Here is a 26,739-nt window from a genome sequence, read left to right as displayed (position 1 = left end):
GTGTCAACTCTAATCCAATTGGGAAAAGTCCCAAAGACAAGGGTAAGAATTTTATTTTTAACCCCTGACTCGGTAACTCTTGCTATATCACCCGAATCATTAGAGACTTCCAAGAAATAAATTATCCTAAGAAACGAACCACAGAGGCACAGAGTACACAGAGAGAGAATTTCTGCATCAGTTTTGGGACATTTTTTTATTTGGAAGTCTCTTATTAAAAAGCTTAAGGAAATTTTTATATTTTATATGTAGTTTTATTTGGTATTTTTAAGGAACAAGAGCCAAGTATTAAAAAATATTAGCCTTCACCACAAATATACCCATCTCAACCCTATTGTGTTGTGTCACTGCACTGCACGAGAATTTGGGAAAATAACGACCTTAAAAAATAGAAATCTCCAGCACAGAGCCAATAGCTTCTAGTAAATATAGAAATACTCAGCTATGGATCGCAATTATTAAGATTACTCGTTGTGGGATTCTTTAAATCATCAACCTGGCTTAAACGCTTTTGCAACATTCAAGAATCAGTATGAAGAATTTGATAACGGTAATGAACATAGATATCAAAGAGCGCCCCAACAAAGCCGCAAGTTAAACTAATCGTAAATAGACCGTTGAGGGAACTACCACTACCGAAAGTAGCGAGAAAACGCAGAATTTGCATAGAGACATCCGAAATTATCCCTTGTAGACCAGGGACATAGCTAAAAAGTGATAAAACCAAGAACAAACCACCAACAAGGAAGACAGGGACAAGAAAACTAAAAATGGTGGTAAGGACTAAAGATCGGAAAAAGTTACTAAATATAGTCATAATCAGACCGAGGTAGTGGGTAACTTGAGAGATAACCGAAAAATTATCTGCCAACTTCTACAATACTGGCGATCGCCCCCAAACATTCATTTCGTCAAGAATCTTAAGTTTTCATTAAATTGCACTGGTAGTAGTTACCCCAAGTGCATTGAGTATTTTTGAGGTTTAAAACCTGTAAAACCTTGAAAAAATCAGGATTTACATCTCAGTATGCAGTTTACTAGAAGTAAAACCACTGTAAAAACTCGCTCAATTTTATGAGACTAGCCGTAAACTAAGTTAATAATTTGCATATTGTCTAGTGTTAATTCTATCCCCCACCACCAGTGACCAATGGCTAAATCCAGTTTAGGAACATGGAGTCAGCGCTTGCTGGCTGCGACCTTTTTAGGTGGACAAGTCATATTTCACCTCCTTCAAGGTAAAATTCACCGTCGTAACACCCTAGAACAATTGGCAATAGTCGGACCCGACTCTTTCTTCATTGCCCTATTAACAGCCATATTTGTGGGTGCAGTATTCACAATTCAGGTAGCACGGGAATTCATCAACTTCGGGGCAGGAAACCTCGTTGGGGGCGTATTAGCAGTAGCATTAACCAGAGAACTTAGCCCCGTATTGACAGCAGTAGTTTTAGCAGGACGGGTAGGTTCAGCTTTCGCAGCAGAAATCGGCACAATGAAAGTTACAGAACAAATAGATGCTCTGTTAATGTTAAAAACAGATCCCATTGATTATCTAGTTATTCCCCGACTTCTGGCTTGCTTCATCATGTTACCCGTCTTAACTTTGCTATCCTTAATCACAGGAATGTCTGGAGGACTGCTCATAGCCACCCATATTTACAACCTTTCCGATACAGTATTTCTAGACTCAGCCCGGGACTTTCTCGATATTTGGGATATTGGTAACGCCATGATTAAAGCCTGTTGCTTTGGTGTACTAATCGCCATTATCGGATGTAGCTGGGGCTTGACTACCACAGGCGGTGCTAAAGGTGTAGGACAATCAACCACAACTGCTGTTGTCACAGCCCTATTAGTTATATTTATTAGCAACTTCTTTTTATCTTGGGTAATGTTCCAAGGTCCCGGTAGTGGATTATCGCCAGGAAAGTGATTTAAAAGGAAAAATTTTACCAAATCAAAACACCCCCCCACTCCCCCCACTCCCCCAACTCCCCCCACTCCCCCCACTCCCCCAACTCCCCCCACCCACTCAACGAGTGAATTCAATTTTGTCCGACCACTTAACTAGGAGAAAAAGATTTTGCATAGTTCATTCACACCTAACACCATATCAACAGTAGAACTCAAGCCAAGTTACAATATTCCTATTGTCTTAGTCTTGGTCGCCATTCCCGTCCTATTAGTACAACATTGGGTGGGAGGAATATTAATGCTCTTGGGTTTGTTTTTGATGTTGCAAGCTGTAACACTGCGCTTTCTATTTACCCCTACTGATTTTGATCTTTATAGAGGCGAAAAGTTAATTAAGCGTTTTCCTTACCAAGAATGGCAAAATTGGCGAATATTCTGGAATCCGGTTCCCATTTTGTTCTATTTTAAAGAAGTGAACAGTATTCACTTTTTGCCAATTTTATTTGACCCCAAAACCTTAAAATCTTGCCTAGAAGAACGTTGTCCACGCATTGATTAGATTTTGTTTCTAGTCAATTGGATATTTCAAGAAAGATATTTTTGTGTTGCTGAGTGAAAGTATGATTTTATTTCACGCAGGGACGCTCCAGGCGCAGAGAGTAAGAGTTTGAGAGATGGAATTTTCAACTTTCATACCCCAATTCACCAACGCCGATATTTTTTGTATCATGGAAAATTTATATAGTTGTTATGAACCCAGAAGAATCTCCAACTCCAGAACCCATAAATGAGTGGTTAGAACAAATAGAAGTGCAACCCCCTACAGATGAACTACCAGAAAAACCGTCCACCGATTTACAATTAGAAACTAAAGCATCTGGTGAATTGGCAACGTCAGAAACAACAGAACTAGAAGCAGAAGATTCACTATATATACAAGCAAAACAAAGATTAGCCCAATTACAGCAAAAGTCATCAGACCTTAGCGCAGAAATTGCTCAATTGGAAACTACTTATGCCACCCTGCGGACGCAAATTAGTGTAACTCAAACCGCACTCTCCCAGGTTGTCCAAGAGTCATTATCACAGTTAGAACAACGCAAACAAGCCTTACAAATTTCTGTCGAACAACTCGAACGTCGTCAAGAACGAATTCGTAATGAAATGCGGACAACCTTTGCAGGGACATCTCAAGATATAGCAATTCGGGTGCAAGGTTTTAAAGACTATCTCACAGGTAGTTTACAGGATTTGGCATCAGCAGCAGAACAAATGCAACTGGTAAAACCTGCACAAGAACGGGAAAAGCCAGCGCCGAAAGAAGCTAAACCTGTGAAAGAACAAATGGCTAACGCCACGCTATCGCTATCGGAAATGCCACAACTTGGTCAACAGCAGTTTCAGGATACCACTAAAAAAATCCGGCGCTTACTTGACCAATACCGCAACCAACCAGATTATTATGGACCTCCCTGGCAATTACGCCGCACCTTTGAACCAATTCATGCAGAAAAAATCTCAAATTGGTTATTTACCCTTGGTGGACGGGGTGCTTTACGGACAATGGGTAGCCGCTTACAGAATATTTTAATTGCTTCATCGGCAATTTCGATATTACATCAATTATATGGCGATGCCTCCGGCGAGGGAAGCTATCGCGTGCGAACCCTAATTTTAGCAAACACTCCAGAACGTTTAGGTGAATGGCGACGCGGTTTACAAGATTGTTTAGGTATCGGTCGTCCCGATTTTGGACCCGACAGAGGAGTAGCATTATTTGAAGCACCGACAGCTTTAGCCCAAAAAGCCGAGAGATTAGTTAAAGCCAATCAAATGCCTTTAATTATCATTGATGATTCTGAGGAACAAATTAGTTTAACATTACTACAATTCCCTCTCTGGTTAGCTTTTGCCCCTGACCCAAAAACCATGAAAGATCGGGTAGAAGCAGCTTGATAATTTCTACCCATAACTATCCATATATTACTGTTTGTCCAAGTCTTCAAGAAGTTGATCAACAAAATCCCTCAACCGTTGCTGCCAATCAGGGACGGTTTTAATTTTTTCCCTGACTCCAGGTAAAACCTTAAATTGCAAGGGTGATTTATCGGAGGCTACTTGATTTTGTGGCTTAAATTTAATCCGAGGCATTGCCAAATCTTAATATATCTGATATACTAGATATCATAACACAACATTGAAGGTCGAATCAATGCTTTTATCATTCAAAACCGCATTAATTCCAAATAACGGACAGGTTACAGCTTTTCGTAAAGCATCTGGAGTAGCTAGACACGCCTATAACTGGGCAAATGCTCAAATCAAGGATATTTTAGCTGCTCAAAAAGAAGGCGAAAAACTTAAATTACCCTCAGCGATTGACTTGCATAAAAAGTTAGTCGCCGAGGTTAAATCTGAACACGCTTGGTATTACGAAGTTAACAAAAATGTCCCACAAAAGGCGTTAACTGACTTACGCCAAGCATGGGATAGGTGTTTTTCCAAAACATCGAAACAACCCCGATTCAAGAAAAAAGGACAGCACGATTCTTTTTATTTAGAGTCAGGGACTAAGGCGAAACCGTTAATTAAAAACGATGGTAAAAGAATTAAATTACCGTCAATCGGCTGGGTAGGTTTAGCAGAACCTTTACCGATTACAGTAACTCATAATTGCGTGATTTCTAGACAGGCTGATAAATGGTTTATTTCTGTTAAATACGAAGTTGAAAAACCTCCTATACTTGCAGACAGACCGACCATTGGCGTTGACATTGGTATCAAAGAATTAGCAGTTTGCAGTAATGGTGAAGTATTCAAAAACCCCAAAGCCTACCGCCGGATGAGTAAACGCATGAAACGTTTACAGCGTAGTGTGAGCAGGAAAATTAAAGGCTCTAATAACCGTAAAAAAGCTGTGAGAAAATTAGCTAAATTACACGCCAAAGTTTCTAATATTCGCAAGGATTCTATTCACAAATTAACCTACTATCTAGCTAAAAACCACAGCATAATTAAGATAGAAGATTTGCACGTTAAGGCATTTTTGAAGAACCACAAATTAGCAGGTGCAATTGCAGATTGTGGGATGTATGAATTTAAAAGGCAATTAGAGTACAAAACTGAGAAGTTTGGCAGTGAATTAATCCTTGTAGATAGATTCTTTCCTAGTTCGCAAATATGCTCTAACTGCGGTAATCATCGTCATAAAATGCCATTAAAAAGCCGCGTTTATGTTTGTCCTAATTGTGGACATAGAGAGGATCGTGACCTCAACGCAGCTAAGAATATTGACCGATGGTTTGTGGATATTTTTATCCCTGTAGCGTAGCGGTTCTTTTTAGGAACTACGGTCAGAAACGGTAAGTTCTACCGAGATTGTCTGTCGAGTGGAAAAACCTCTTAGAAGTCATTCTAAGACCACGATGAAGCAGGAAATAAACACTAAGATTATCGCTGTCCAGATGTGTCTAGACTTTGGTAATTTTGGGTAAGTTTTATAGAACGGATTTTAACGATGATTTTTAATTAGTCATTGGTCATTGGTGATTGGTCATTGGTGATTGGTCATTGGTGATTGGTCATTGGTCATTGGTCATTGGTGATTGGTGATTGGTCATTGGTGATTGGTCATTGGTGATTGGTCATTGGTAAAACAACTGACAACTAACAACTAACAACTGACAACTGACAACTGACAACTGACAACTGACAACTGACAACTGACAAAATTTATGTTTCTTTGGTTAAGTTTGTGTGGAGTGGTGGTTTTATTAGCTTACCTATTTGGTTCTTTCCCCACTGGATATCTAGCAGGTAAGCTATTAAAAGGAATTGATATTCGGGAAGTTGGTTCTGGTTCAACAGGTGCAACTAATGTTTTGAGAACTTTGGGTAAAGTCCCAGGGGGATTTGTGTTATTAATTGATGCTTTAAAAGGAGTATTAGCCATAAATTTAGGTTATGCCTTATTTAACATTGCTTATAGTCAAAACTTAATTCCACCAACTGTAAATCCCGGAATTTGGCAACCTTATTTAGTCACATTAGCTGGTTTAGCCGCCCTTTTAGGACATAGTAAATCAATCTTTCTCGGCTTCACTGGTGGTAAATCTGTAGCTAGTGGTGTGGGAATTTTACTAGCTATAAATTGGCAAATTGGATTATCAACATTAGGAGTATTTGCAGTAGTCATTGCCATTTCTAGAATTGTATCTTTAAGTTCCATTTGTGGAGCGATCGCAGTTTCTATTTTAATGGTAATTTTCCACCAACCTTTAGCCTACATTCTTCTTGGTTTGACTGGCGGTTTATATGTAATTATCCGTCACCGCAGTAATATTGAGCGATTAATTGCGGGTACAGAACCAAAAATTGGTCAAAAGGTAGAAACACAAACAGAACAAATTACTTAGAACTTTTTGCTGGTTCGTTATTTGGGGCAACCACAGGGGGTTTGCCCCTACCTAATGGTGTCAACTTAAGCTTAAATCCCTCCCACACCTCGTTCCTAGTCTCTGACTAGGAATGCAGTTGATGAGGCTCTGCCTCTAATATCATTGATGGCAGAGCCTTCTAGAATTCATTCCCAGTCTCTGACTGGGCGTATGGACTGACTGGGCGCAGGACTTGCGCCCCTACTCCTATTCAACAACTTTTCTTGCCTGAATTACCTGCAAACTTCCACCAGCATATAAACTAGGTTTAGCCACATCAAAACCATAATCACGTAACAAACTAGGTAAATCTGTTTTCAACAATTCCCAAGCCGTCTGGGTTTCAAACAACCAGAAAAATATCGCCAACCCCGGCCAAAATATCGGATTTGTAGGAGGGTGAAAATCCACCAAAGTGAAAACTCCTCCCGGCTTTAATACCCGATAAACCTCTTGAATGATTTTTCGGAGTTGTTCTGGCTGCATTTCGTGTAAAGCTGCGCTAGTATGTACCACATCAAACAAATTATCTGCAAAAGGCATATCCTCAGCAAATGCTTTTATATAAGTGGCATTTGGCACATTTTTCTGGCATCGTTTTATAGACAATGGAGAAGCATCCAAACCGGTGACATTTTCCGAAAAATTTACTAGAAATCTGGTTACTTGACCACTACCACAACATAAATCTAAAATCTGAGTATCTGATTGTAGGTTTAAATTTTGTAAAGCCAGTTGACGAAACCGGGGTTCACCACCCACAGTTACAGCCGCTAACCGAGAGATGCCATCATATAGCCATTGGTATCTATAACTTAAATCTCTAAAAATTGTTGCCATTGTATTTTTCCTGCCGATAAAGCTTTATATTTAATAAAGATATATTGTTAACATTAGTGAAAAATCTGTAAGGATTGGGGGAAAGTAACTGCTATGGGTCGTATAGGGGTATTATTACTTAATCTTGGTGGTCCTGATAAACCAGAAGATGTCAGACCTTTCTTATATAATCTGTTTTCAGATCCCGAAATTATCCGTTTACCGTTTCGCTGGATGCAAAAACCTCTGGCCTGGTTTATTGCTACACGCCGAGAAAAAACATCTCAAGAAAATTATAAGCAAATTGGCGGTGGTTCTCCCTTACGAAGGATTACAGAAGAACAAGGAGAAGCTATCAAGGCGAAGTTAGGTGAATTAGGACAAGAGGCTAATATCTATGTGGGAATGCGTTATTGGCATCCTTATACCGAGGAAGCGATCGCCCAACTTACCCAAGATAACATTGATAAGTTAGTAATTCTCCCACTTTATCCCCAATTTTCCATCAGCACCAGCGGTTCTAGTTTCCGGTTATTAGAACAACTATGGAAAGAAAACCCCAAACTCCAAAGTCTTGAATATACAGTCATTGCCTCTTGGTACAAAGAACCAGGTTATCTACAAGCAATGGCAGAACTCATACTTGGCGAACTTGATAAGTTTTCACATCCTGATGACGTGCATATCTTCTTCAGCGCACATGGTGTACCTAAAAGTTATGTAGAGGAAGCAGGAGATCCCTACCAAGTAGAAATTGAGGAATGCACAACCTTAATTATGCAAACTCTCAATCGTCCCAATCCCCACACCCTCGCCTATCAAAGTCGTGTTGGTCCGGTAGAATGGCTACAACCCTACACAGAAGATGCACTGAACGAACTCGGTGTTAAAGGTGTGAAAGATTTGGTAGTTGTCCCCATTAGTTTTGTTTCTGAACACATCGAAACACTGCAAGAAATTGACATTGAATATCGAGAAATAGCTGAACAAGCAGGAATACACAACTTCGGACGAGTTCCTGCCCCCAACACCAATCCAGTTTTTATCAAAGCTCTATGCGACCTGATAATTGATGTCCTGCAACAACCTAATCTCAAACTCTCTCAAGTTACCCAAATGAAAAAAAGGGTGAAAATGTATCCCCAAGAACGGTGGGAATGGGGAATCACTACCAGCGCAGAAGTTTGGAATGGTCGGATAGCCATGCTAGGTTTTATTGGGTTGATTATTGAATTAATCACTGGTAAAGGCTTACTGCACGTTATCGGACTTTTACATTAGTTGTGGTGATTGGTAATGGGTCATGGGTCATGGGTAATAATTATTTCCCCTGCTTCCTGTCCCCTGCCCCTTGCCCGTAGGTAAAAGATTTATAGGCGCTAGACGAATCAGAATTTTGAAAGAAAAAAGTTTCATATTCCCCAATCACCAATTCCCCAATTCCAGTTCTAAATACCCAATCGTTGATAAACCTGTTCTAAATGCTTGAGATGATGTTGTGGATCAAAACAGGCTTCTATTTCTGCTGGGGATAAGTTTTGAGTGACGCGAGGATCTGTGCTGATTAAATCACGGAAGTTGCCTTCTGGTTTGTTCCAGGCAGTATGGGCGCTTTCTTGGACTATAGTATAGGCTGCTTCTCGATTTAGTCCTTTATCTATTAAGGTTAATAATACCCTTTGACTAAAGACGACTCCACCATAACAGTTAAGATTTCGTGCCATATTTTCGGGATAAACCAACAGGTTATTTACCAATTGGGTGATTTCATGCATCATAAAATGAGTCAAAATGCAAGCATCTGGTAAAACTACCCGTTCTACAGAACTGTGGGAAATATCCCGTTCGTGCCACAAAGCGACGTTTTCTAATACTGCCCCTGCATGACTTCTCACCAATCGTGCCATCCCTGTTAATCGTTCCGAACGGATGGGATTACGCTTGTGAGGCATAGCACTAGAGCCTTTTTGCCCTTTGGCGAAAAATTCTTCAACTTCTAAAACGTCTGTTTTTTGCAGGTTACGAATTTCTACAGCAAAACGTTCTATGGATGCAGCCAGTAATGCTAACTGTTGCACAAAGTCTGCATGAATATCACGGGAAATTACCTGAGTAGAGGCAATATCGGGTTTAAGTCCCAGTTTTGCACAAGCGATCGCTTCTACACGGGGTTCAATGTTGGCGTAAGTCCCCACTGCACCTGATATTTTACCGACAGCGATCGTTTTTTTGAGAATTTGCAACCGTTCTTGGTGTCGCAACACTTCCGCTAACCAACCAGCTAACTTAAAACCAAAGGTAATAGGTTCAGCGTGAATACCATGCGATCGCCCAATCATTACCGTATTGCGATGTGCAGTAGCTTTTTTACGAATAGCATCAATGACATCTTCTAGGCGTTTTAACAACAGATCCAGACTAGCAACTAATTGTAGCGATAAAGCAGTATCCAAAACATCAGAACTAGTTAAACCCAAGTGAATATAGCGTCCTGCATCACCTACATATTCATTAACATTTGTCAAGAAAGCAATCACATCATGACGAACTTCTGCCTCAATTTCCAGCACCCGTTTCGGGTCAAAATTCGCCTTAGCCTTAATTTCCTCTACTGCTGCTGCTGGAATATAACCCAGTTCTGCCTGTGCTTCGCAAACCGCGATCTCTACATCTAGCCAGGTTTTCAGCTTATAGGTTTCACTCCACAAATCGCCCATTTCGGGCAAGGTATAACGCTCAATCACATTCACAGCATCTAATACAACTGTCATATTTTACATTAGACATCTCCAAAATAGTAATACTCTATGGTTAAGGGTGAATTTGGCTCAAAATAAACCGCAACCGATCATAATCATCTTTGAGTAACATACTCAGATGTCTTCCAGCTTTAATCAACCATTCTCGATCAGTTTTTCGTAACTGGTATACTCCTCGAATAGCGGCGGCAGCTAAAGAATCTACAGGCGCACCACTAATAAAAATTAATGTTCGTAAAAAATCTAGTTCTTCCGTAAACTGAATAATTTCTTCTGCCTGACAATGATTAACAGCCTGGTGGATTTGTGGTGGACGGGGTGGTAAGTATTGATATACCCTGCCGTTATTACCTATATTTATAGACTTTTCCTTAAATCCCACAATCGCCGCTCGAAATTCAGTTTTGAGCATAGAAAATATCTGGGGTTGTTCCTCGCGCAAAGCTTCTAAAGATAATCCCAAAGCAACTGCCCGATGTACAGAATCAATAGGCATAGTTGTGGCATGATAAACTACAGCATAAACTTGATTACCAGATTCTTCGTCCACAGCGCAAACCCAACTCCCAAAAGGTGGCATTGGTGGAAAACTCAAGTCTTCTGGTTCTAAACACTGAGCCAAAAATTCCGTACTTGTCGTTTCAATTATCTCTGCAAAGTGATGAGAATGGCGATTTTCAATAGCAAACTGTGGTAAAGGTAGACGCATAAGCAGTTAAGGAACAGGGAACAGGGAACAGGGAACAGGGAACAGGGAACAGGGAACAGGGAACAGGGAACAGGGAACAGGGAACAGCAAAATCATTGTGTAATTAATTCTGTCGCATTACTTATAGGAATTGCAGAATTTTTTTAAAATTGCCATTAGTCAATAGTCTTAGTAAATAACTAATAACTACTGACTAATGACTAAAGACTAAATTACTATTTCCCTTTTTTCGGAACTGTAGTTTCAACAGGTTCTAATTCTGTTAAGCGGAAAGTAATTATTTTATCCCAATTACCACCTTCAAATAATACAGCTACTTTACCATCACTCACTCGTTGGACAAGTCCTTCAGACCGATAATATGTATCTGCGGGATTTTTGACGCGAACAGTTGCTCCAGGCAGGATCATCTTATTTACCTTCAATAGTTTCCTATTAATAGCTTAATGCTTATTAGGGAACGGGGAACGGGGAACGGGGAACAGGGAACAGGGAAATATTTATTATCTTCTTGCCTTATTTTTACTGTCACCTGTCACCTGTCACCTATTCCCTTTAATAGCTTAATGCTTATTAGGGAACGGGGAACGGGGAATGGGGAACAGGGAACAGGGAAATATTTATTATCTTCTTGCCTTATTTTTACTGTCACCTGTCACCTGTCACCTGTCACCTATTCCCTAATAATACTTCTGGCGCTGACGATAATTAGCTACAGATTCTACTATACCGATCGCAATAAAGTTAGTCAGCATTGCTGAACGTCCATAACTCATCCAAGGTAGGGGAATCCCCGCCACTGGTGCCAAACCAACTGTCATACCAACATTCACAATCAGTTGAAACACAATCATAGACAAAACACCTATAGCTAAAAGTGAACCGAAGTTATCTTTGGCTGTTTGAGCTACGTGAAGCAACCGAAAGCAAATCAAGCAAAAAACTGATAGTAAAATTAAGCACCCCACCAGACCAAATTCTTCAGCAACAGCGGAGAAAATAAAATCTGTGTGTTGTTCAGGAACGAAATTGAGTTGAGTCATGGGACCTTTAAACAAACCCCAACCCCAAACTTCACCAGCGCCAATAGCAATGCGAGATTGAATCAGGTGATAACCAGCACCAAGAGGATCATGTTCAGGGTTAATAAATACACTAAGTCGGTTTTTTTGATACTCCTTTAAGATATGATTCCAGGCAAAAATGCCTAATTCGCCACCAAGCAGATTAAGACATAATGATCCAATAGCACCAATACCAAAACGCTTCCAGGGCAGACTAACCCAACCAACTATCCCCATCGCTACTGCCCATATTAAACCCAATACACTCAATGATATTTCTTTAGATAAAACTATGGGTGTTGATAATGGCCAAGACATACTAAATAAGATTGCTGCTATGACCGGAGAAATCATGAGTATTAACCAGCCGGGGTTAGCGTTTGCCCAGTACAGCATTCCTAAAAATATTGCTCCAAATACCAGTGATGTTGCCAAGTCTGGCTGTAAAAATACCAATGCCCAAGGTACAGCCGTAATTGCCAAGACACGGAAAACATTCTCAATAGTAGAAGCAGTTTGCTTATGTAACAACGCAGCTAAGGTAATGATTAGCCCTATTTTGGCAAATTCTGAGGGTTGGACATTAAAACCAGCAATACTAATCCAACGCTGTGCGCCTTTGGCACTAGTACCAGCGAGCATCACAGCTATTAAACTAAAGTTGGTCAGCCCGTAGGTGAACCAATGCCACTGCATTAAGTTTTCATAACGGCAACGAGCTAAAAACAAGGCAATAGTTGAACCAATCGCCGCTATCAGCCAGTGCCACCACCAGTCAGTTACAGGTTGCTTTAATTCTGTACTCAGAATCATTAGCCCCCCGAACATACTAACAGCAACGGGGAGGATAAATAGTAGCCCATCCATTTGTTGCCAGGGTTTAAGCCAGAATTGCCAACGCATTTTCGAGAACGAAGGTTTTAATAACATTGTGTGAGGAGGGAGGAGGGAGGGGGGCAGGGGGCAGGGGGCAGGGGTAGGGGGTAGGGGGAGTTGGGGGAGTGGGGGGAGTGGGGGGAGTTGGGGGAGTTGGGGGAGTGGGGGGGGTTGGGGAGAAATTTTCTTCTTTCTTCTTTCTTCTTTCTTCTTTCTTCTTTCTCCTTTCTTCTTCTGAACTCCTGACTCCTGACTCGGTGACTCCTGACTCGGTGACTCCTGACTCGGTGACTCCTTTTTTACTTATGTCAAAGCATTAACTGAAACTTTACCTGCTACAGTGAGAGCGATCGCCTTTAATGCTTTAGCAGCCGCTGAATTAGGTTCACCAATAACTATCGGCACACCACTATCACCCCCAATTCTGGTAGAAATTTCTAATGGTACACATCCTAACAGAGGAACTCCTAATTCTGCGGCTGTTTTTGAACCACCACCAGAACCAAAAATGTCATATTGCTTATCCGGTTGATCTGGGGGAATAAAATAGCTCATATTTTCCACAATTCCCAAAACTGGAACATTTAACTGCTGGAACATCCGCAACCCCTTCCGGGAATCCAACAAAGCTACCGTTTGTGGTGTAGTCACAATCACTGCCCCTGCCATTGGTACAGATTGGGCTAAAGTTAATTGAGCATCACCAGTCCCTGGGGGCATATCCACAATTAAATAATCCAGTTCTCCCCATTCCACTTGATAAAGAAACTGACGAATCACACCATTGAGCATCGGACCGCGCCAAATTACTGGCTGATCTCGATCAATCAAAAAGCCCATGGAAACAAGCTTGACACCATGATTAAAAGCTGGTTCGAGAATGTCCCCTGCCTCTGTAGACCGGACATTAATTTTAGCATCGCTCAAACCCAACATGGTAGGATCATTAGGCCCATAAATATCTGCATCTAATAAACCAACCTTAGCACCAGTTTGCGCTAAAGCAACGGCAATATTTACAGCCACTGTACTCTTACCAACGCCACCTTTACCGCTAGAAACAGCAATAATATTTTTTATCCCAGGTACACCGTTGCGGTCTGGTAAGCTTTTCTGCTGGGGTGTTTCCGCTGTTACTTCTATACTCACATCTGTAACACCAGGGAGCTTTTTAACAGCTTTTTGACAATCTTCGACAATAAACTCCCGTAAAGGACAAGCCGGAGTGGTTAACACCAAAGTGAAACTAACCTTGCCACCGTCAATTTTGACGTTGCGAATCATATTTAACTCTACCAGGCTTTTGCGAAGTTCTGGATCTTCTACTGGTCGCAACACTTCTAGGACTGCGTGGGAATCTAGGACATCATGCATAGTGTGTTTACCGTTGCCGCTGACTATAAAGCTTAAAAAATTTTCATTCACAGATACTAGAATCTTAACTTTATTAGAGTAAGTAGGTGAACACAATAAAACCAAACTGTGTAAAGCAACGTATAATCGCCCAAACCCTCTTCACTCTTGCCTCTTGCATGAGTGCCTTGCCATAACGACAATTTTCAACACCAACCTACTTATATAATTAATTTTGCCTGTGTACTTAATCAAGGATATCAAAAGTTGCAACTTAGGAAGGGCTGGTAAAATATATATCTATTGATCAGTATTAATCCCCCCCAATTTTTTTTAGGGACTTCCAATTAAAAAAAATCCCCAAAAGTTTCTTGTGGTGCGGGACGAATTGCCCGCTAATTACCAAGGACAGGCAGGATGCCCATCCCACAAAATTGGGTAATTTATTTTTTGGTGATCCCTTAGAGGATGTTTGAAAAGTATCAGAATTAATCGAGATCCCCCAACCCCCCTTACAAAGGGGGGCTAAATTCCTCAAAGTCCCCCTTTTTACGGGGGATTTAGGGGGATCTGCGGGTGTCAGATCCCACACGAAAAAGTTTTCAAACAACCTCTTAGCTGTTGATATTGCATATTCTGAAAAAACGTTATAACTTGTTAAGTTGTAGGGGAATAATTTATTTTGTCATCGCAATAGCCAATTGTTAATTAGGTAGATATACTACATTTAAGTGGTTCTACATACAGAAGAATCCACGTTTCTAGAAATTCAAAAAACTGTTAAATATGATGCAGTTTACAATACCTTTGCCATTTCTTATAAATTGGGTTAAGTGACAGTATAACCCAACGCATTTATTGGATTATGGCTCTCAACGCCACCTACGAATCAAGGCTTTTTTCAGTTTGTCAAAGGTATTGAGTTTAATTTTGGTATTGACTCATATTTAGTATTTTGAATGAATTGATATTTGCTATTTCAAAGTTATGATGAAAATAACATGAAAAATAATTAAAGGTGCATCTATTCCCAACAAGTATACTATCTAAATGGAGTTAGTCTGGTAATGCAACTAAATAAGTTAGAGACAAGTAAAAATATAGAAAATGAAGCTTGGCTTGCATTAGAGAATTCAATTCTCTACTACAAAGGTCAGCCCGTTGGTACTGTAGCGGCTTATGATTCATCCGTCGAAGCATTAAATTATGACCAATGTTTTATCCGGGATTTTGTTTCCTCGGCGTTAATTTTTTTGATTAAAGGCAGAACAGATATTGTCAAGAATTTCCTAGAACAAACATTAAAGTTACAGCCGAAAGAAAAGGCATTAGATGCCTATAAACCCGGTAGAGGATTAATTCCAGCTAGTTTTAAAGTCGTTTCTGCCAATGGGGAAGAGTTTTTAGAAGCTGATTTTGGTGAACACGCGATCGCCAGAGTCACACCTGTAGATTCTTGTTTATGGTGGTTAATTTTATTACGTGCTTATGTAGTTGCTACTCAAGATAATTCCCTGGCTTATCAACCAGAATTCCAAACAGGAATTAGGTTAATTATGGACATCTGTTTAGCTAATCGGTTTGATATGTACCCGACGCTATTAGTTCCTGATGGCGCTTGTATGATAGACAGACGCATGGGAATTTATGGACATCCTTTAGAAATTCAAGTTCTATTTTTTGCCGCTTTACGTGCAGCCAGAGAACTGCTAATTTGTAAAGATAATGAGGATATTGTAGAAGCAATTGATAACCGCTTACCTTTATTATGTGGGCATATTCGTCAGCATTACTGGATAGATATTAATCGTCTGAATGCAATTTATCGCTTTAAGGGTGAGGAATACGGAAAAACGGCGGTTAATCTTTTCAATATTTATGCCGATTCCTTACCTTATTATGAGTTAGATAAATGGCTACCAAAAAAAGGTGGTTATTTTGCCGGAAATGTCGGACCATCACAAATGGATACTCGGTTCTTCACCCTCGGAAATTTGATGGCTGTAATTTCTGATCTTTCTACAGAAGAACAGTCCCAAGCAATTATGAATTTGATTGAAAAACGATGGGATGATTTAGTCGGAGATATGCCCGTTAAAATCTGTTATCCCGCTTTACAAGGTGAAGAATATCGAGTCGTCACAGGATGTGACCCCAAAAATATACCTTGGTCATATCATAATGCTGGTAGCTGGCCTGTCTTAATGTGGATGTTAGCAGCAGCAGCGGTGAAAACCAAAAAACCACAGTTGGCAGAAAAAGCTCTTGAAATTGCTAAAGTCAGATTATCGGAAGATGAATGGCCAGAATATTATGATGGTAAAAAAGGCAGATTAATTGGTAAACAAGCGAGGAAATATCAAACTTGGACAATTGCTGGTTATTTATTAGCGCAGGAACTTATAGATAATCCTGATTATTTACCATTAATTAGTTTTGATAAGTTACCTCCAGATGTGGTTTCTAGAGCCTGTGAGTTTGAAGTTGGTGGGATAGATACCTACATGAATCTTTAAACCTAATTTTATCTGAAAACCGTAGGGTAGGGTGGTTTAGTTATGAAAAACAAGATCCCCGACTTCTTAGAGAAGTCGGGGATCTGACTCTTGCAATGTATCCCTACGGGACACTAAGCTGTTACGCAGCTAAATTTGATAACCATAATTTACTTGAACTTTGTAGTGCGGGCATCTTGCCCGCTAGAATTAGAGACTTCCAAATAAAAAATGTCCCAAAACTGATGCAAAAATTCTCTCTCTGTGTACTCTGTGCCTCTGTGGTTCGTTTCTTAGGATAATTTATTTCTTGGAAGTCTCTTATACAAACTAAATGCACAACAGCTTAGTGTTTGTGTACAGAATCATAGATTATTTATGAGATTTTAACCATTCTTCCAGGTCGGTAATGTCTATAAAGTCTAATAATGCTTCTCCCAGGTCTTCTAGTTGTTCTATTGTGAGGTTGCTGATAGTTTCGATGTAGTTACCACTCAATTTCCCAAATTGCTTGGATAATATACGCACCAATAAGTTTGTTGCTTCTTCCTGCTTTGCTTCTTGATATACCCTAGTTTGCTTAATATCACTAACTAAAAACATCGCTTCAATCTCCTGACGGCTTAGAGGTCGTTTGAAAAGTATTAGATGAAACCGATAATCTCTAGAAACCTAACCCCCTTCCCCCCTTCCCTACAAGGGAATGGGGGTTTCAAAGCCTCTCCCCGCGTCGGGGAGAGGTTTGGAGAGGGGTTTATTTATACATTAAAAACTTTTCAAACATCCTCTTAATTGTGAAAATTTGGACAACAAAACAGTCTCTAACAATTCTATAATACCTTGTTTTTCTCTGTTATTATCAATCTCTGTCTTTGTTCTTGCCATGAGATTTTTGACTAATTCTGGTGCTTGGGTTTCTTTACTGACAATTAATTCAATTAACCCCATACCAATTGAACCAGGTGGTAGTTCATCTAAATAAATGCGTTTGATACGTCCACTATTAATTAATTCTTGTTGGTAATTAGTTAATACTTCTACATCTAAACTCCGTTTAGCAAATAAAGCTACTGCTTGCCAATCTTGTACTGGTTTAAATTGATTGAGATAAATGTTTATTTCTGCTATTAATTCCCAATAAAAATCAAGTTTGGGTTGGAATTGCACTTCGACAAAATAGATGGGTTTTTCCAAACTATCTGGCATGAAAATACCATCAAATCGAAAGGCTTTTTCTTTAACTTCGACGGAAGTAAAATTATAACCTTGAGCATTTTCTATTGGTTGTCCAAGCAATTCAAACAATAGAGTGTGAAAAGTGAGGAAAATTTGATAAAATATTGTATCTGTGTGCATAATTTATAAGGAATCACCAAAAAATAAATTACCCAATTTTGTGGGATGGGCATCCTGCCTGTCCTTGGTAATTAGCGGGCAATTCGTCCCGCACCACAAGAAACTTTTGGGGATTTTTTTAATTGGAAGTCCCTAATATTGAGCCAGTTAAGTCTTCGGTTTCCCTACCAAGCTAACTGGCTCGGTTTTATATTTGGATATAGTCACCCACATCACTGGGTTTGAGTTTGGACTCTCTGGTGTACGCTTGATAGAATCCGTTCTATAAAACTTACCCAAAATTACCAAAGTCTAGACACATCTGGACAGCGATAATCTTAGTGTTTATTTCCTGCTTCATCGTGGTCTTAGAATGACTTCTAAGAGGTTTTTCCACTCGACAGACAATCTCGGTAGAACTTACCGTTTCTGACCGTAGTTCCTAAAAAGAACCCTCCTATCAACTCTGACTGTAGAGAGTGCTGGCGAGGAAGACCCGAACACAACACGAAAACCGAGATTATTGTCTTGATTACGCGCGTTGTTCCTGTTACGATTCGCCGAACGGCAATTGATAGCATTGTTGTACCAAGAACCGCCCCGTTTAATAACTCAACCCCAAGCTATGTGCCATACATACTAAGAAGTATAAGCAAGGATAGCCACCCTCAATTTACAATATCCGAATATTAATCAGCGATATTGTTTACAAGTCTTTAACAAGTGATTTTTGATGATATTAAACCCTTTGTAGAAATGTTTTTGTAGAGACGTTCCATGGAACGTCTCTACAACGCCAAAAAAATTTTTCGCCTAAAGGCGAGAGGGAAGGGTAAAGAAATAAAGAGAAGAGCGCAAAAGCGCAAGAGGGTAAAGGGCTAAGAGAATCCTGGCGAGGAAGACCCGAACACAACACGAAAACCGAGAGAATAGTCTTGCCTACGCGCGCGGAGCCCGTAACGAGCCGCCGAACGGCAATCGAGAGCATAGAGGTACCAAGAACCGCCCCGACAAACATAAGCGCAATTATCTTCTTCACTTACTTTTAATTCTCCCCAAGCTTCATTACCATTAATTTTTAAACGCGCTGGCTTTTCGCTATAACTGTCGTGAAATTCATCCAAACACCATTCCCAGACATTCCCGTGTATTTGATATAAACCCCAGGGGTTAGGGGTGAAACTATCCACATTTACGGTACATTCTCGATATTTGCCCTTGGAAGTATCCGCATAAGGATAATTGCCGTTATAGTTAACTTGATCAGTTGTAATAGTCTTACCAAAGGCAAAGGGTGTAGTTGTTCCAGCCCGACAGGCATATTCCCATTCTGCCTCTGTGGGCAATCTGACAGCCCGCTTTGTTTGTTCAGATAGCTTTTCGCAAAATGCCTGGGCTTCGTGCCAGGAAACGCCAACTACAGGCTGCTTATCACCTTGAAACTTGGGGTCATATTGTTCAGATGGCTTAGTTTTCATGACGGCATACCATTGGGCATTGGTAACAGCATATTTGCCCATTAAAAATTCTTGCAGATACACCTCATGCTGTGGGGTAGACCAATCTAACCATTCTTCAGTATTTTCTCGTTGGTAGCCACATTTCAGGGCATTTTCTAGGGCTATTTGGCGTTCTTCTGGGGGCATTCCCATCATAAACTTCCCTGCTGGTACGCGCACCAGTTCCAGGGTTAAGCCTTGACCTAAATTTACAGTCAACTCCTGGCGTTTTGCTACTGCTATTTTCTGTCCCTGTGCTTCTGCTTCTCGATGCTGTTCCGTTTGAGGCTGAGATTGCTTGTTTGCTAATCGCTCAATTGCATCAAATGCTTGATTATCATCTCCACCTGAAGCGACAAGAACGCGCCTCCATAACTGACGAGCTAGAGGAATATCTCCTACTACTTCGGCATGAAAAGCATCATTTTTTAGAGCATAAATATCTGTGAGATTAGCAGATTTAGGCAATAAAATATAATGCAATTTTGTTGCAGGTTCTATGGCAGCATAGGGAGTTTGAATATAACTTTTATGCTTTTGGGTCAATTGGGGAACTTGATAGCGCAAATAGTTATACAACCGTTCAACCGTCGCGCAGTTGCTTTCACCTTGAATTTGCAACCCATTGAGTAAAACATGAGTAAAAGCACCCTGTTGAATTTCCTCAATTTCGTAGGAAACCTGACTGGGACTACAGGAATAAAAGGTAATTACACCTTGCTGTTTTTCTTCACCAATTCCCAAACCAGCGCTTTTTTGACCAGTGCTGCGACAAGCATCAATAAACAACACTACATTATCCGCACCACTGCGCCGCAAACGTTCTGTGATGTAGGTAATGGGAATTGCTAAATTGGGTACAGTGCGAGGATTTCCATCTATGGGTAGTAAATAATCTCGTCCTTCGTGGGGCATCCCATGACCGCTAAAATAGAACCAGAGAGTATCCCCAGATTCTAAAAAAGGCTGTTCAAAGCGATCATTGAAAAAGCTGTTTAGTGTACCGTAGGTTGGTTGAGTTTTCTTTCCCAGGCTGTTGCGCGGTGAATCATCAGAGAAAAAATATAGATAGTTTGGTTGTACACCTAAACCAGTTGAAAAATAATCGCGCACCCGTTCTGCATCAGTTTTTGCATACTGGAGGCACTGAATTTCGTCATATTCGTTAACGCCAATGACAACAGCGCAATTCTTAGCCATATTGCGGTCAATTTACAGGTGATTGGGGTGATAAACGCTTAAATTTTAGCTCAATTGCGCCCTTACCAGCAGCCTTTACACCCGTACCCAGCAATTTAATTTCACCTTCACTACTAATTTCTACCGTGAGGGTAATTTCATCAAGCTGGAGTTCCCCTTGGGTTTCGACTTGCTTCTGAACATTACTAAACACACCACTGATTACTCCCACAAAGTGCGACATTTGCTTCGCTAAGGTGCCGGCTGTAATGCGACTGTTTTTTATTTCTTCATCCGTAACCGCAGGACTACTGTAAGGATTACCATTACCTCTAACAGCTTTCATCCCTTGTTTTGAAACATCATCAGAACTACTTGCGGTGACAATCCACAGTTCTTCATCTTGCCAGTTTTTGTCTGTCATACTACATCCTCACACCTGCTCTGACAATTTTCGCACATAAGTGAAGTGTAATTTGTGATGAAGTTGTCTGAATCAGGATGTCCAGGATTTAAGGATGAACAGGATTAGGATGGGAATATTTTCAATAGGTGTTTTGATGATTTTGGTACATAAGAGACTTCCAAGAAATAAATTATCCCAAGAAACGAACCACAGAGGCACAGAGTACACAGAGAGAGAATTTTTGCATCAGTTTTGGGACATTTTTTTATTTGGAAGTCTCTAAGTGTAATTTGTGATGAAGTTGTCTGAATCAGGATGTCCAGGATTTAAGGATGAACAGGATTAAGATAGGAACATTCAAAATATGTAAATTAAGTAGTGAGACAGAATTAATTACACAATATCATTGCGTTAGCGTTGCGTGGCGTTAGCCATATGGAACGAAGTGAAATGAAGCAATCGCCAGGGTTGTGATTGCTTCCCTTCCCTCGCAATAACTGTAAATATTTTTGTCCAATTACTTAAGTGTACCAATTTCAACCAAAGTAAACAGGATGATTATCTTTCATGACCAATCCCCGCCAACTCGCCTTTATTGCTCTCAAAGAAGTACACAAAGGAGCTTATGCTGATGTTGCCCTAGACCGAGTGCTACAAAAATTTAAATTACCCGACGCAGATCGCCGATTAATGACAGAATTAGTCTATGGGAGTGTGAGAAGACAACGCACTTTAGACGCTATCATTGACCAACTTGCTACAAAGAAAATTCAGCAACAACCAAAAGACCTTCGCACAATTTTACATCTGGGTTTTTACCAACTGCGTTATCAAGAAAGAATTCCCGTTTCTGCGGCTGTAAATACCACCGTCGAATTAGCAAAAGAAAATGGTTTTCCTGGTTTAACTGGTTTTGTCAATGGTTTATTACGTCAATATCTCCGCCTTGCAGAAAAGTCATCAGAACCGCTAAAGTTACCAGAAAATCCGGTAGAAAGATTGGGAATCTTACACAGTTTCCCTAATTGGATAATTGAGGTTTGGTTAAAAGAATTGGGTTTTGCAGAAACAGAAAAACTTTGTGCTTGGATGAATCAAACCCCAACAATTGATTTACGAGTAAATATCCTGCGTAGTTCTTTAGAAGAAGTAGAATCAGCTTTTGCATCTGCTGGTGTTTTAGTGAAACCTATCCCCCATTTACCCCAAGCTTTACGATTAATTGGTAATAACGGCGCAATTCAAAATTTACCTGGTTTTCATGAAGGTTGGTGGACTGTCCAAGATAGTAGCGCTCAATTAGTTGGTCATTTACTTGACCCTCAACCCGGTAATGTGGTGATTGATGTTTGTGCGGCACCAGGGGGGAAAACCACCCATATTGCTGAGTTAATGGGAGATAAAGGCAAAATTTGGGCTTGTGATAAAACTGCTTCCCGGTTACGGAAATTAAAAGAAAATGCCCAACGTCTAAATTTACAATCTATCGAAATTTGTTCAGGAGACAGCCGCAATTTACCACAATTCTACAATTCGGCTGACTGTGTATTGCTTGATGCTCCTTGTTCGGGTTTGGGAACTATGCACCGTCACGCTGATGCGCGTTGGCGACAAACACCGGCTTCTGTTCAAGAACTTTCCCAATTACAAAAAGAATTGCTATCACATAATGCAACTTTTGTCAAGACTGGCGGCGTTTTAGTTTATGCTACTTGTACACTGCATCCAGTGGAGAATGAACAGGTAATTTCGGAGTTTTTAGCCGCAAATCCCCATTGGCAAATTGAACCTCCTAGCTTTGATTTTGCCGATATTTCTCCCCTGGGGTGGTTGAAAGTTTGGCCTCACCAACAAGATATGGATGGTTTTTTTATGGTGCGCTTAAGAAAAACTAAGGATTCCGAGTGAATACCAATAGTGATTGTAAGATTTAATCAAAGCCCGAATCTACCAGAGGAGGCAGTGATGGTTAATAATTCTCATGTAAAAAACCTAGTAAAAATCCTGATTGGAGCAGCTTGGATTGATGGCAAAATCCAACCAGAAGAACGGCAATATCTGCGAGAAATAGCCCAAGTTAAAGGTTTAGCCAATGATCCAGAAATTAAACCTTGGTTGTATGAATTAGTGCCAGTCAAGCCAAATGAGTGTTACCAATGGGTCAAGGAATATTTAGGCGATCGCCCAACTCAGGAAGATTACGAGGATTTGATTGAAGCTATCAGTGGCTTAATTTACAGTGACGGTGATGTAGCCGTTGAAGAAGCAAGACTCCTCTCTCAATTGGAAGAGTTAAGCAAGTCTAGTGAATCTCACCCCAGTATCCATATAACTTTGCTCAAACAGATTAAAAAACTTTACCGTCGTTGGGTGGATGTACAGAATTAGGTAATGGGTAATGGGTAATGGGTAATGGGTAAAACATTCTTGCCAATGACCAATCACCAATCACCAATTACCGAATCTATTCCTTTTCTACCTTGGGGATAATGTCAGGGCGTTCCTTATTTTCCCAACCGGGGGGACGTTTGGAGTTGTACCAGGCAATTGAACCAATGGTGATAGCAGCGACAAAACCCACTACATACACCAAAGTAAAAGCTAGGGGAAAGTGATTTCCGGTATCTGGTACTTGGACTTCGAGCAATAAATAACTCATGACTGTATTTGTCTAATGTAGGTTACACCTCTTAACAAAGTATAAACTGACTTAATCACCTACATCTACCCCAGGAAAAATCTTTGCTGTTTCTAGGGAGTAGGGGGCAGGGGGCAGGGGGCAGGGGGCAGGGGGTAGGGGGAGTTGGGGGAGTTGGGGGAGTTGGGGGAGTTGGGGGAGTTGGGGGAGTTGGGGGAGTTGGGGGAGTTGGGGGAGTTGGGGGAGTTGGGGGAGTTGGGGGAGTTGGGGGAGTTGGGGGAGTTGGGGAGAAATTTCTTTCTTCTTTGTTCTTGCTTCTTTCTTCTTTCTCCTGATAGCGCAGCGTGGCGTTAGCCATACTCCTGACTGGGCGCAGGGACTGCGCCCCTACCTCCTGATAGCGCAGCGTGGCGTTAGCCATACTCCTGATTTTAATTATTTCCTGAAGAATCGGGTTTAAGTCTTTCTCTCCAGGAAGGTTGTGATGATGGAGATCCTCCAGGACTGTTGTTTTCTGAAGATGATCTAGACGGTGCTGATTCTTGACTGCGGCTGCGTCGGGAACGAGATGATTGAGAAGAGGAATCGCCATTGGATTCTTCACTGCGTCTGCGGCGGCGACGGGTAGAATAAAATGTATCATTATTCTCTTGACTATAGCGTCGTCTTCGTCTTGGCCGATTTTCTTCTGAATTTGATGAATCGTCTGATTGATTATATGTTCTTCTGCTTCTACGTCTGCGTCTAGTTGAGGAATCAGAATTATCGGTATTGTCCTCATCTGATTTTTGATTATTATCATCAACCGACTTATAGATAAGTTTTCTTGGTTTAAGAGGTTGGGCTTTGATAGTACCTTTACGATTTTCTAAATTAGGTCGTCGGGGAAACTTTTCTACAGGCATTCCCTTGAGAGCTTCTGCCATAAATTCATGCCAAGCATAAGCTGCACTACCACTATTACCATAGGTAGGGGTGTTATCATCATTCCCTAACCACACCCCAGCCACTAACTGAGGAATATAACCAATAAACCATAAATCACGGGATTCATCAGTAGTACCTGTTTTGCCGGCAACTTGTCTATCATCTAATTGAGCCGCAGCACCAGTACCATCGGTGACAACATTTCTTAACATCCAAGTCATGATGGCAGTGCTGTCAGCATCTAGAACTTGTTTGGGTTTATATTTAACTGACCAAATGACATCTCCTTCGCGGTTGAGGATGCGACGAATGCCATGAGATTCTACATAATTGCCTTGATTGGCGAATGTACCATAGGCGTTGGTCAATTCTAATAAGTTGACTTCATTAGAACCAAGCGCCAAGGAATAGTTAGGTTTGAGTTCTGACTTAATTCCCATGTCATGGGCAAGTTTAATGGTGGGTTCAAAACCTGTTTCTATTAAGACTTTTACCGCAATTGTATTGATGGATTTGGTGAGCGCGTCTCTGATGTTTAACCAACCGGAGAACTTATTATGGGAGTTCTTTGGCTCATAACCATCTATTGATAAGGGTTCATCTAAATAACTATCATAGGGACTTTTACCAGTAGCGATCGCTGTAGCATAGACGAAAGCCTTAAAGGTTGATCCTGGTTGTCGTTGGGCTTGGGTTACACGATTAAACTGGTTTTTACCAAAGTCTTTACCGCCGACCATTGCCTGAATTTCGCCACTCCCAGGCTCTATGGCCACCATAGCCGCTTGTTTAAAGTTTTGCCACCGACCTTCATTTTTTAATATCTTGGCTACTGCGGCTTCTGCGGCTTTTTGCGAGGTTGGGTTTAAGGTTGTTTCTACTATTAAACCACCACTAGCCAAAACATCAGCGGCAACGTACTTTGGCAATTCCTTGTGAACGTAGGTTGTAAAGTAGGGAAAATCAACTTGTAACCGTTTGGGTAAATTGCTGTTAACTATTAATGCTTCCTCAGTCGCGGCTTGTTTTTGGGCGGGTGTAATGATGCCATCTTCCAGCATCCGCTGTAACACCAGATTGCGCCGTTCTGTAGCTATTTTAGGATTTTTGTCGGGGGCGTAGACGTTAGGTGCAGGAGCTAAACCCGCCAAGGTAGACATTTCTGATAAAGTCAGTTGATCAACGGATTTACTAAAGTATACCCAAGCGGCATCTCCCACGCCATAAGCCCCAGAACCTAAGTATACGAGATTGAGATAACGTTCCAGAATTTGGTCTTTAGTCAATTCTCGCTCTATTTTTTGGGATAGTCGGACTTCTTTGAGTTTACGCCAGAAGGTTTTTTCTTGTTTGAGAAAGAGAATTCGCGCTACCTGTTGAGTGATGGTACTACCACCTTCTACCACATTTTGCGATCGCAAGTTATTGATAACTGCTCTGGCAATTCCCTGGAGATCAAATCCATTGTGTTGATTAAATCTTCTATCTTCTGAAGCAATAAAAGCTTTCTTTAAAGTATCTGGTATTTGCTCTATTTTCAGTTGCTCTCTTGTAGCTTCTCCCTGCTGTTGTAGCACACTACCATCAGCAGCTTTAATCGTCAGTGTTTGCTCTCGTACCAATGCTCTGAGTGCGGACTGATCTGGTAAATTTTTATCTATTTCTAAGATTGTGTAATGGAAAGCAATGATCCCACTACTAACACCTAATCCTGCCCAAAACCAAAAACGACGATAAAAAGGTTTATCGCTGCTGGCTATTCTGGTCAAGATTCCAGATGATACCGTTGTCACCTGAGTTATTAACTGCTTTGCATTCACCTGCATTTTCGGTAGTAATTTTTTTGTGGACTTGTGATTTTGTTGATGATTACTCAATGGCAATAGCAGTTTCTCCTGTTTGGTTTGAGTGCAATATATTGGTGTTAATATAATATCCCATATAATGCCCCATAAAATATTAACTTAATTCAGTGTGAATATATGTTTTCTGCAAAGCCATATTATTGGTATTCATATTATTAATGACAATTAATTCATGCAATTATCGCATGAGAAAAGTCTGATAAGTGGTAAAAAATTTCTCTCAGTATATGCTGTAAACAAACTTTGCAGATACTCTCTGAATGGAAAATGTTAAGTAGGTTGGTGTTGAAAATTGTCGTTATGGCAAGGCAAGAGGCACTCATGCAAGAGGCACTCATGCAAGAGGCAAGAGTGAAGAGGGTTTGGGCGATTTGACATTTCTTTACACAGGTTGGTTTTATTATGTTCACCTACTTAGGCTCTTACGTACTTATTATCCTAAGTTACCAGTCGGTAATAGGG

At 40.6% G+C, this 26,739-nt stretch carries 24 protein-coding genes; 9 read left to right on the top strand and 15 right to left on the bottom strand.

What is annotated here, in order from left to right; all coding sequences use genetic code 11:
- Nucleotides 1-520 precede the first annotated feature (520 nt).
- The gene (locus NG743_RS09995) at nt 521-817 is read right to left on the bottom strand and encodes a hypothetical protein (protein WP_257121932.1); all 297 of its coding nucleotides are present in this window, start codon (nt 815-817) and stop codon (nt 521-523) included.
- Between the two features lie 333 nt (nt 818-1,150).
- On the opposite strand from NG743_RS09995, the gene NG743_RS09990 reads away from it, so the two are divergent.
- From NG743_RS09990 to NG743_RS09980, 3 genes are all read left to right on the top strand, one after another.
- Nucleotides 1,151-1,936, top strand: coding sequence for an MlaE family lipid ABC transporter permease subunit (locus tag NG743_RS09990; RefSeq protein ID WP_027402668.1), 786 nt, complete (start codon nt 1,151-1,153; stop codon nt 1,934-1,936).
- Nucleotides 1,937-2,086: 150 nt separating this feature from the next.
- Nucleotides 2,087-2,476, top strand: a complete 390-nt coding sequence (locus NG743_RS09985) for a DUF3119 family protein (protein WP_257121931.1) — start codon at nt 2,087-2,089, stop codon at nt 2,474-2,476.
- Nucleotides 2,477-2,667: 191 nt separating this feature from the next.
- Nucleotides 2,668-3,873, top strand: coding sequence for a DUF3086 domain-containing protein (locus NG743_RS09980; protein WP_257121930.1), 1,206 nt, complete (start codon nt 2,668-2,670; stop codon nt 3,871-3,873).
- Between the two features lie 27 nt (nt 3,874-3,900).
- On the opposite strand, the gene NG743_RS09975 is transcribed toward NG743_RS09980, so the two are convergent.
- A complete protein-coding gene (locus NG743_RS09975) occupies nt 3,901-4,068 on the bottom strand; it encodes a hypothetical protein (protein ID WP_168465365.1) in 168 nt (55 codons plus the stop codon).
- Nucleotides 4,069-4,129: 61 nt separating this feature from the next.
- Between NG743_RS09975 and NG743_RS09970 the strand changes: the two genes are divergently transcribed.
- Nucleotides 4,130-5,248 carry an RNA-guided endonuclease InsQ/TnpB family protein gene (locus NG743_RS09970; protein ID WP_257121929.1) on the top strand — a complete coding sequence of 373 codons (1,119 nt, stop codon included), beginning with the start codon at nt 4,130-4,132 and terminating at the stop codon, nt 5,246-5,248.
- Between the two features lie 403 nt (nt 5,249-5,651).
- On the top strand, nt 5,652-6,332 hold the full coding sequence (plsY, locus tag NG743_RS09965; RefSeq protein WP_168465391.1) for a glycerol-3-phosphate 1-O-acyltransferase PlsY: 681 nt from the start codon (nt 5,652-5,654) through the stop codon (nt 6,330-6,332).
- 228 nt (nt 6,333-6,560) lie between these two features.
- On the opposite strand, the gene NG743_RS09960 is transcribed toward plsY, so the two are convergent.
- Complete coding sequence (locus NG743_RS09960) at nt 6,561-7,193, bottom strand: class I SAM-dependent methyltransferase (protein WP_257121928.1); 633 nt, start codon at nt 7,191-7,193, stop codon at nt 6,561-6,563.
- Between the two features lie 93 nt (nt 7,194-7,286).
- Here NG743_RS09960 and hemH point away from each other — a divergent pair, with 93 nt between their 5' ends.
- Nucleotides 7,287-8,453: a ferrochelatase gene (gene hemH / locus NG743_RS09955; RefSeq protein ID WP_027402663.1), complete on the top strand. Its 1,167-nt coding sequence runs from the start codon at nt 7,287-7,289 to the stop codon at nt 8,451-8,453.
- 167 nt (nt 8,454-8,620) lie between these two features.
- Here hemH and purB read toward each other — a convergent pair whose 3' ends face one another.
- From purB to NG743_RS09930, 5 genes are all read right to left on the bottom strand, one after another.
- Nucleotides 8,621-9,916, bottom strand: a complete 1,296-nt coding sequence (purB, locus tag NG743_RS09950) for an adenylosuccinate lyase (protein WP_027402662.1) — start codon at nt 9,914-9,916, stop codon at nt 8,621-8,623.
- Between the two features lie 67 nt (nt 9,917-9,983).
- The gene (locus tag NG743_RS09945) at nt 9,984-10,640 is read right to left on the bottom strand and encodes a hypothetical protein (RefSeq protein WP_027402661.1); all 657 of its coding nucleotides are present in this window, start codon (nt 10,638-10,640) and stop codon (nt 9,984-9,986) included.
- Between the two features lie 215 nt (nt 10,641-10,855).
- Entirely contained in the window at nt 10,856-11,050 is a 195-nt protein-coding gene (locus tag NG743_RS09940; protein ID WP_027402660.1) for an NAD(P)H dehydrogenase subunit NdhS, read from the bottom strand.
- Between the two features lie 270 nt (nt 11,051-11,320).
- Nucleotides 11,321-12,634 (bottom strand): rod shape-determining protein RodA, encoded by a 1,314-nt coding sequence (gene rodA, locus NG743_RS09935; protein ID WP_257121927.1) that lies wholly within the window; start codon nt 12,632-12,634, stop codon nt 11,321-11,323.
- A gap of 249 nt (nt 12,635-12,883) precedes the next feature.
- On the bottom strand, nt 12,884-13,954 hold the full coding sequence (locus NG743_RS09930) for an Mrp/NBP35 family ATP-binding protein (protein WP_027402657.1): 1,071 nt from the start codon (nt 13,952-13,954) through the stop codon (nt 12,884-12,886).
- A 1,046-nt stretch (nt 13,955-15,000) separates the two neighbouring features.
- Between NG743_RS09930 and NG743_RS09925 the strand changes: the two genes are divergently transcribed.
- Complete coding sequence (locus NG743_RS09925; RefSeq protein ID WP_027402656.1) at nt 15,001-16,449, top strand: glycoside hydrolase 100 family protein; 1,449 nt, start codon at nt 15,001-15,003, stop codon at nt 16,447-16,449.
- A 351-nt stretch (nt 16,450-16,800) separates the two neighbouring features.
- On the opposite strand, the gene NG743_RS09920 is transcribed toward NG743_RS09925, so the two are convergent.
- From NG743_RS09920 to NG743_RS09905, 5 genes are all read right to left on the bottom strand, one after another.
- Nucleotides 16,801-17,031 carry a DUF4351 domain-containing protein gene (locus NG743_RS09920; RefSeq protein WP_071992796.1) on the bottom strand — a complete coding sequence of 77 codons (231 nt, stop codon included), beginning with the start codon at nt 17,029-17,031 and terminating at the stop codon, nt 16,801-16,803.
- A 162-nt stretch (nt 17,032-17,193) separates the two neighbouring features.
- A complete protein-coding gene (locus NG743_RS09915; RefSeq protein WP_236630583.1) occupies nt 17,194-17,784 on the bottom strand; it encodes a DUF2887 domain-containing protein in 591 nt (196 codons plus the stop codon).
- A 399-nt stretch (nt 17,785-18,183) separates the two neighbouring features.
- Nucleotides 18,184-18,339, bottom strand: a complete 156-nt coding sequence (locus NG743_RS27075; protein WP_503366675.1) for a hypothetical protein — start codon at nt 18,337-18,339, stop codon at nt 18,184-18,186.
- A 302-nt stretch (nt 18,340-18,641) separates the two neighbouring features.
- A complete protein-coding gene (locus tag NG743_RS09910; RefSeq protein WP_257121926.1) occupies nt 18,642-20,462 on the bottom strand; it encodes an SUMF1/EgtB/PvdO family nonheme iron enzyme in 1,821 nt (606 codons plus the stop codon).
- Between the two features lie 7 nt (nt 20,463-20,469).
- Nucleotides 20,470-20,865 carry a Pepco domain-containing protein gene (locus tag NG743_RS09905; RefSeq protein WP_027402654.1) on the bottom strand — a complete coding sequence of 132 codons (396 nt, stop codon included), beginning with the start codon at nt 20,863-20,865 and terminating at the stop codon, nt 20,470-20,472.
- 549 nt (nt 20,866-21,414) lie between these two features.
- On the opposite strand from NG743_RS09905, the gene NG743_RS09900 reads away from it, so the two are divergent.
- Nucleotides 21,415-22,755, top strand: coding sequence for a 16S rRNA (cytosine(967)-C(5))-methyltransferase (locus NG743_RS09900; protein ID WP_027402653.1), 1,341 nt, complete (start codon nt 21,415-21,417; stop codon nt 22,753-22,755).
- Between the two features lie 57 nt (nt 22,756-22,812).
- A complete protein-coding gene (locus tag NG743_RS09895; RefSeq protein ID WP_027402652.1) occupies nt 22,813-23,235 on the top strand; it encodes a tellurite resistance TerB family protein in 423 nt (140 codons plus the stop codon).
- A gap of 76 nt (nt 23,236-23,311) precedes the next feature.
- Here the strand turns inward: NG743_RS09895 and psb35 are convergent, their stop codons facing one another.
- Nucleotides 23,312-23,506: a photosystem II assembly protein Psb35 gene (gene psb35, locus NG743_RS09890; RefSeq protein WP_027402651.1), complete on the bottom strand. Its 195-nt coding sequence runs from the start codon at nt 23,504-23,506 to the stop codon at nt 23,312-23,314.
- Nucleotides 23,507-23,916: 410 nt separating this feature from the next.
- Nucleotides 23,917-26,295 (bottom strand): transglycosylase domain-containing protein, encoded by a 2,379-nt coding sequence (locus NG743_RS09885; RefSeq protein WP_371316512.1) that lies wholly within the window; start codon nt 26,293-26,295, stop codon nt 23,917-23,919.
- Between the last annotated feature and the right edge of the window lie 444 nt (nt 26,296-26,739).

The organism is Dolichospermum heterosporum TAC447 (genome assembly GCF_024584745.1).
GTDB lineage: Bacteria > Cyanobacteriota > Cyanobacteriia > Cyanobacteriales > Nostocaceae > Dolichospermum > Dolichospermum heterosporum.
The sequence above is the reverse complement of the archived record's forward strand: the minus strand, read 5'-3'. Positions and strand labels throughout refer to the sequence as shown.

Excerpts from the sequence above, each read along its gene's own strand:
- NG743_RS09920 (WP_071992796.1), bottom strand. The coding sequence starts at position 17,031 with ATGTTTTTAGTTAGTGATATTAAGCAAACTAGGGTATATCAAGAAGCA.
- NG743_RS09915 (WP_236630583.1), bottom strand. The coding sequence starts at position 17,784 with ATGCACACAGATACAATATTTTATCAAATTTTCCTCACTTTTCACACT.
- NG743_RS09945 (WP_027402661.1), bottom strand. The coding sequence starts at position 10,640 with ATGCGTCTACCTTTACCACAGTTTGCTATTGAAAATCGCCATTCTCAT.
- NG743_RS09960 (WP_257121928.1), bottom strand. The coding sequence starts at position 7,193 with ATGGCAACAATTTTTAGAGATTTAAGTTATAGATACCAATGGCTATAT.
- NG743_RS09975 (WP_168465365.1), bottom strand. The coding sequence starts at position 4,068 with ATGCCTCGGATTAAATTTAAGCCACAAAATCAAGTAGCCTCCGATAAA.
- NG743_RS09970 (WP_257121929.1), top strand. The coding sequence starts at position 4,130 with ATGCTTTTATCATTCAAAACCGCATTAATTCCAAATAACGGACAGGTT.
- NG743_RS09990 (WP_027402668.1), top strand. The coding sequence starts at position 1,151 with ATGGCTAAATCCAGTTTAGGAACATGGAGTCAGCGCTTGCTGGCTGCG.
- NG743_RS09900 (WP_027402653.1), top strand. The coding sequence starts at position 21,415 with ATGACCAATCCCCGCCAACTCGCCTTTATTGCTCTCAAAGAAGTACAC.
- NG743_RS09980 (WP_257121930.1), top strand. The coding sequence starts at position 2,668 with ATGAACCCAGAAGAATCTCCAACTCCAGAACCCATAAATGAGTGGTTA.
- NG743_RS09895 (WP_027402652.1), top strand. The coding sequence starts at position 22,813 with ATGGTTAATAATTCTCATGTAAAAAACCTAGTAAAAATCCTGATTGGA.
- NG743_RS09910 (WP_257121926.1), bottom strand. The coding sequence starts at position 20,462 with ATGGCTAAGAATTGCGCTGTTGTCATTGGCGTTAACGAATATGACGAA.
- hemH (WP_027402663.1), top strand. The coding sequence starts at position 7,287 with ATGGGTCGTATAGGGGTATTATTACTTAATCTTGGTGGTCCTGATAAA.
- NG743_RS09925 (WP_027402656.1), top strand. The coding sequence starts at position 15,001 with ATGCAACTAAATAAGTTAGAGACAAGTAAAAATATAGAAAATGAAGCT.
- NG743_RS09995 (WP_257121932.1), bottom strand. The coding sequence starts at position 817 with ATGACTATATTTAGTAACTTTTTCCGATCTTTAGTCCTTACCACCATT.
- NG743_RS09940 (WP_027402660.1), bottom strand. The coding sequence starts at position 11,050 with ATGATCCTGCCTGGAGCAACTGTTCGCGTCAAAAATCCCGCAGATACA.
- NG743_RS09905 (WP_027402654.1), bottom strand. The coding sequence starts at position 20,865 with ATGACAGACAAAAACTGGCAAGATGAAGAACTGTGGATTGTCACCGCA.
- plsY (WP_168465391.1), top strand. The coding sequence starts at position 5,652 with ATGTTTCTTTGGTTAAGTTTGTGTGGAGTGGTGGTTTTATTAGCTTAC.
- rodA (WP_257121927.1), bottom strand. The coding sequence starts at position 12,634 with ATGTTATTAAAACCTTCGTTCTCGAAAATGCGTTGGCAATTCTGGCTT.
- NG743_RS09930 (WP_027402657.1), bottom strand. The coding sequence starts at position 13,954 with ATGCATGATGTCCTAGATTCCCACGCAGTCCTAGAAGTGTTGCGACCA.
- psb35 (WP_027402651.1), bottom strand. The coding sequence starts at position 23,506 with ATGAGTTATTTATTGCTCGAAGTCCAAGTACCAGATACCGGAAATCAC.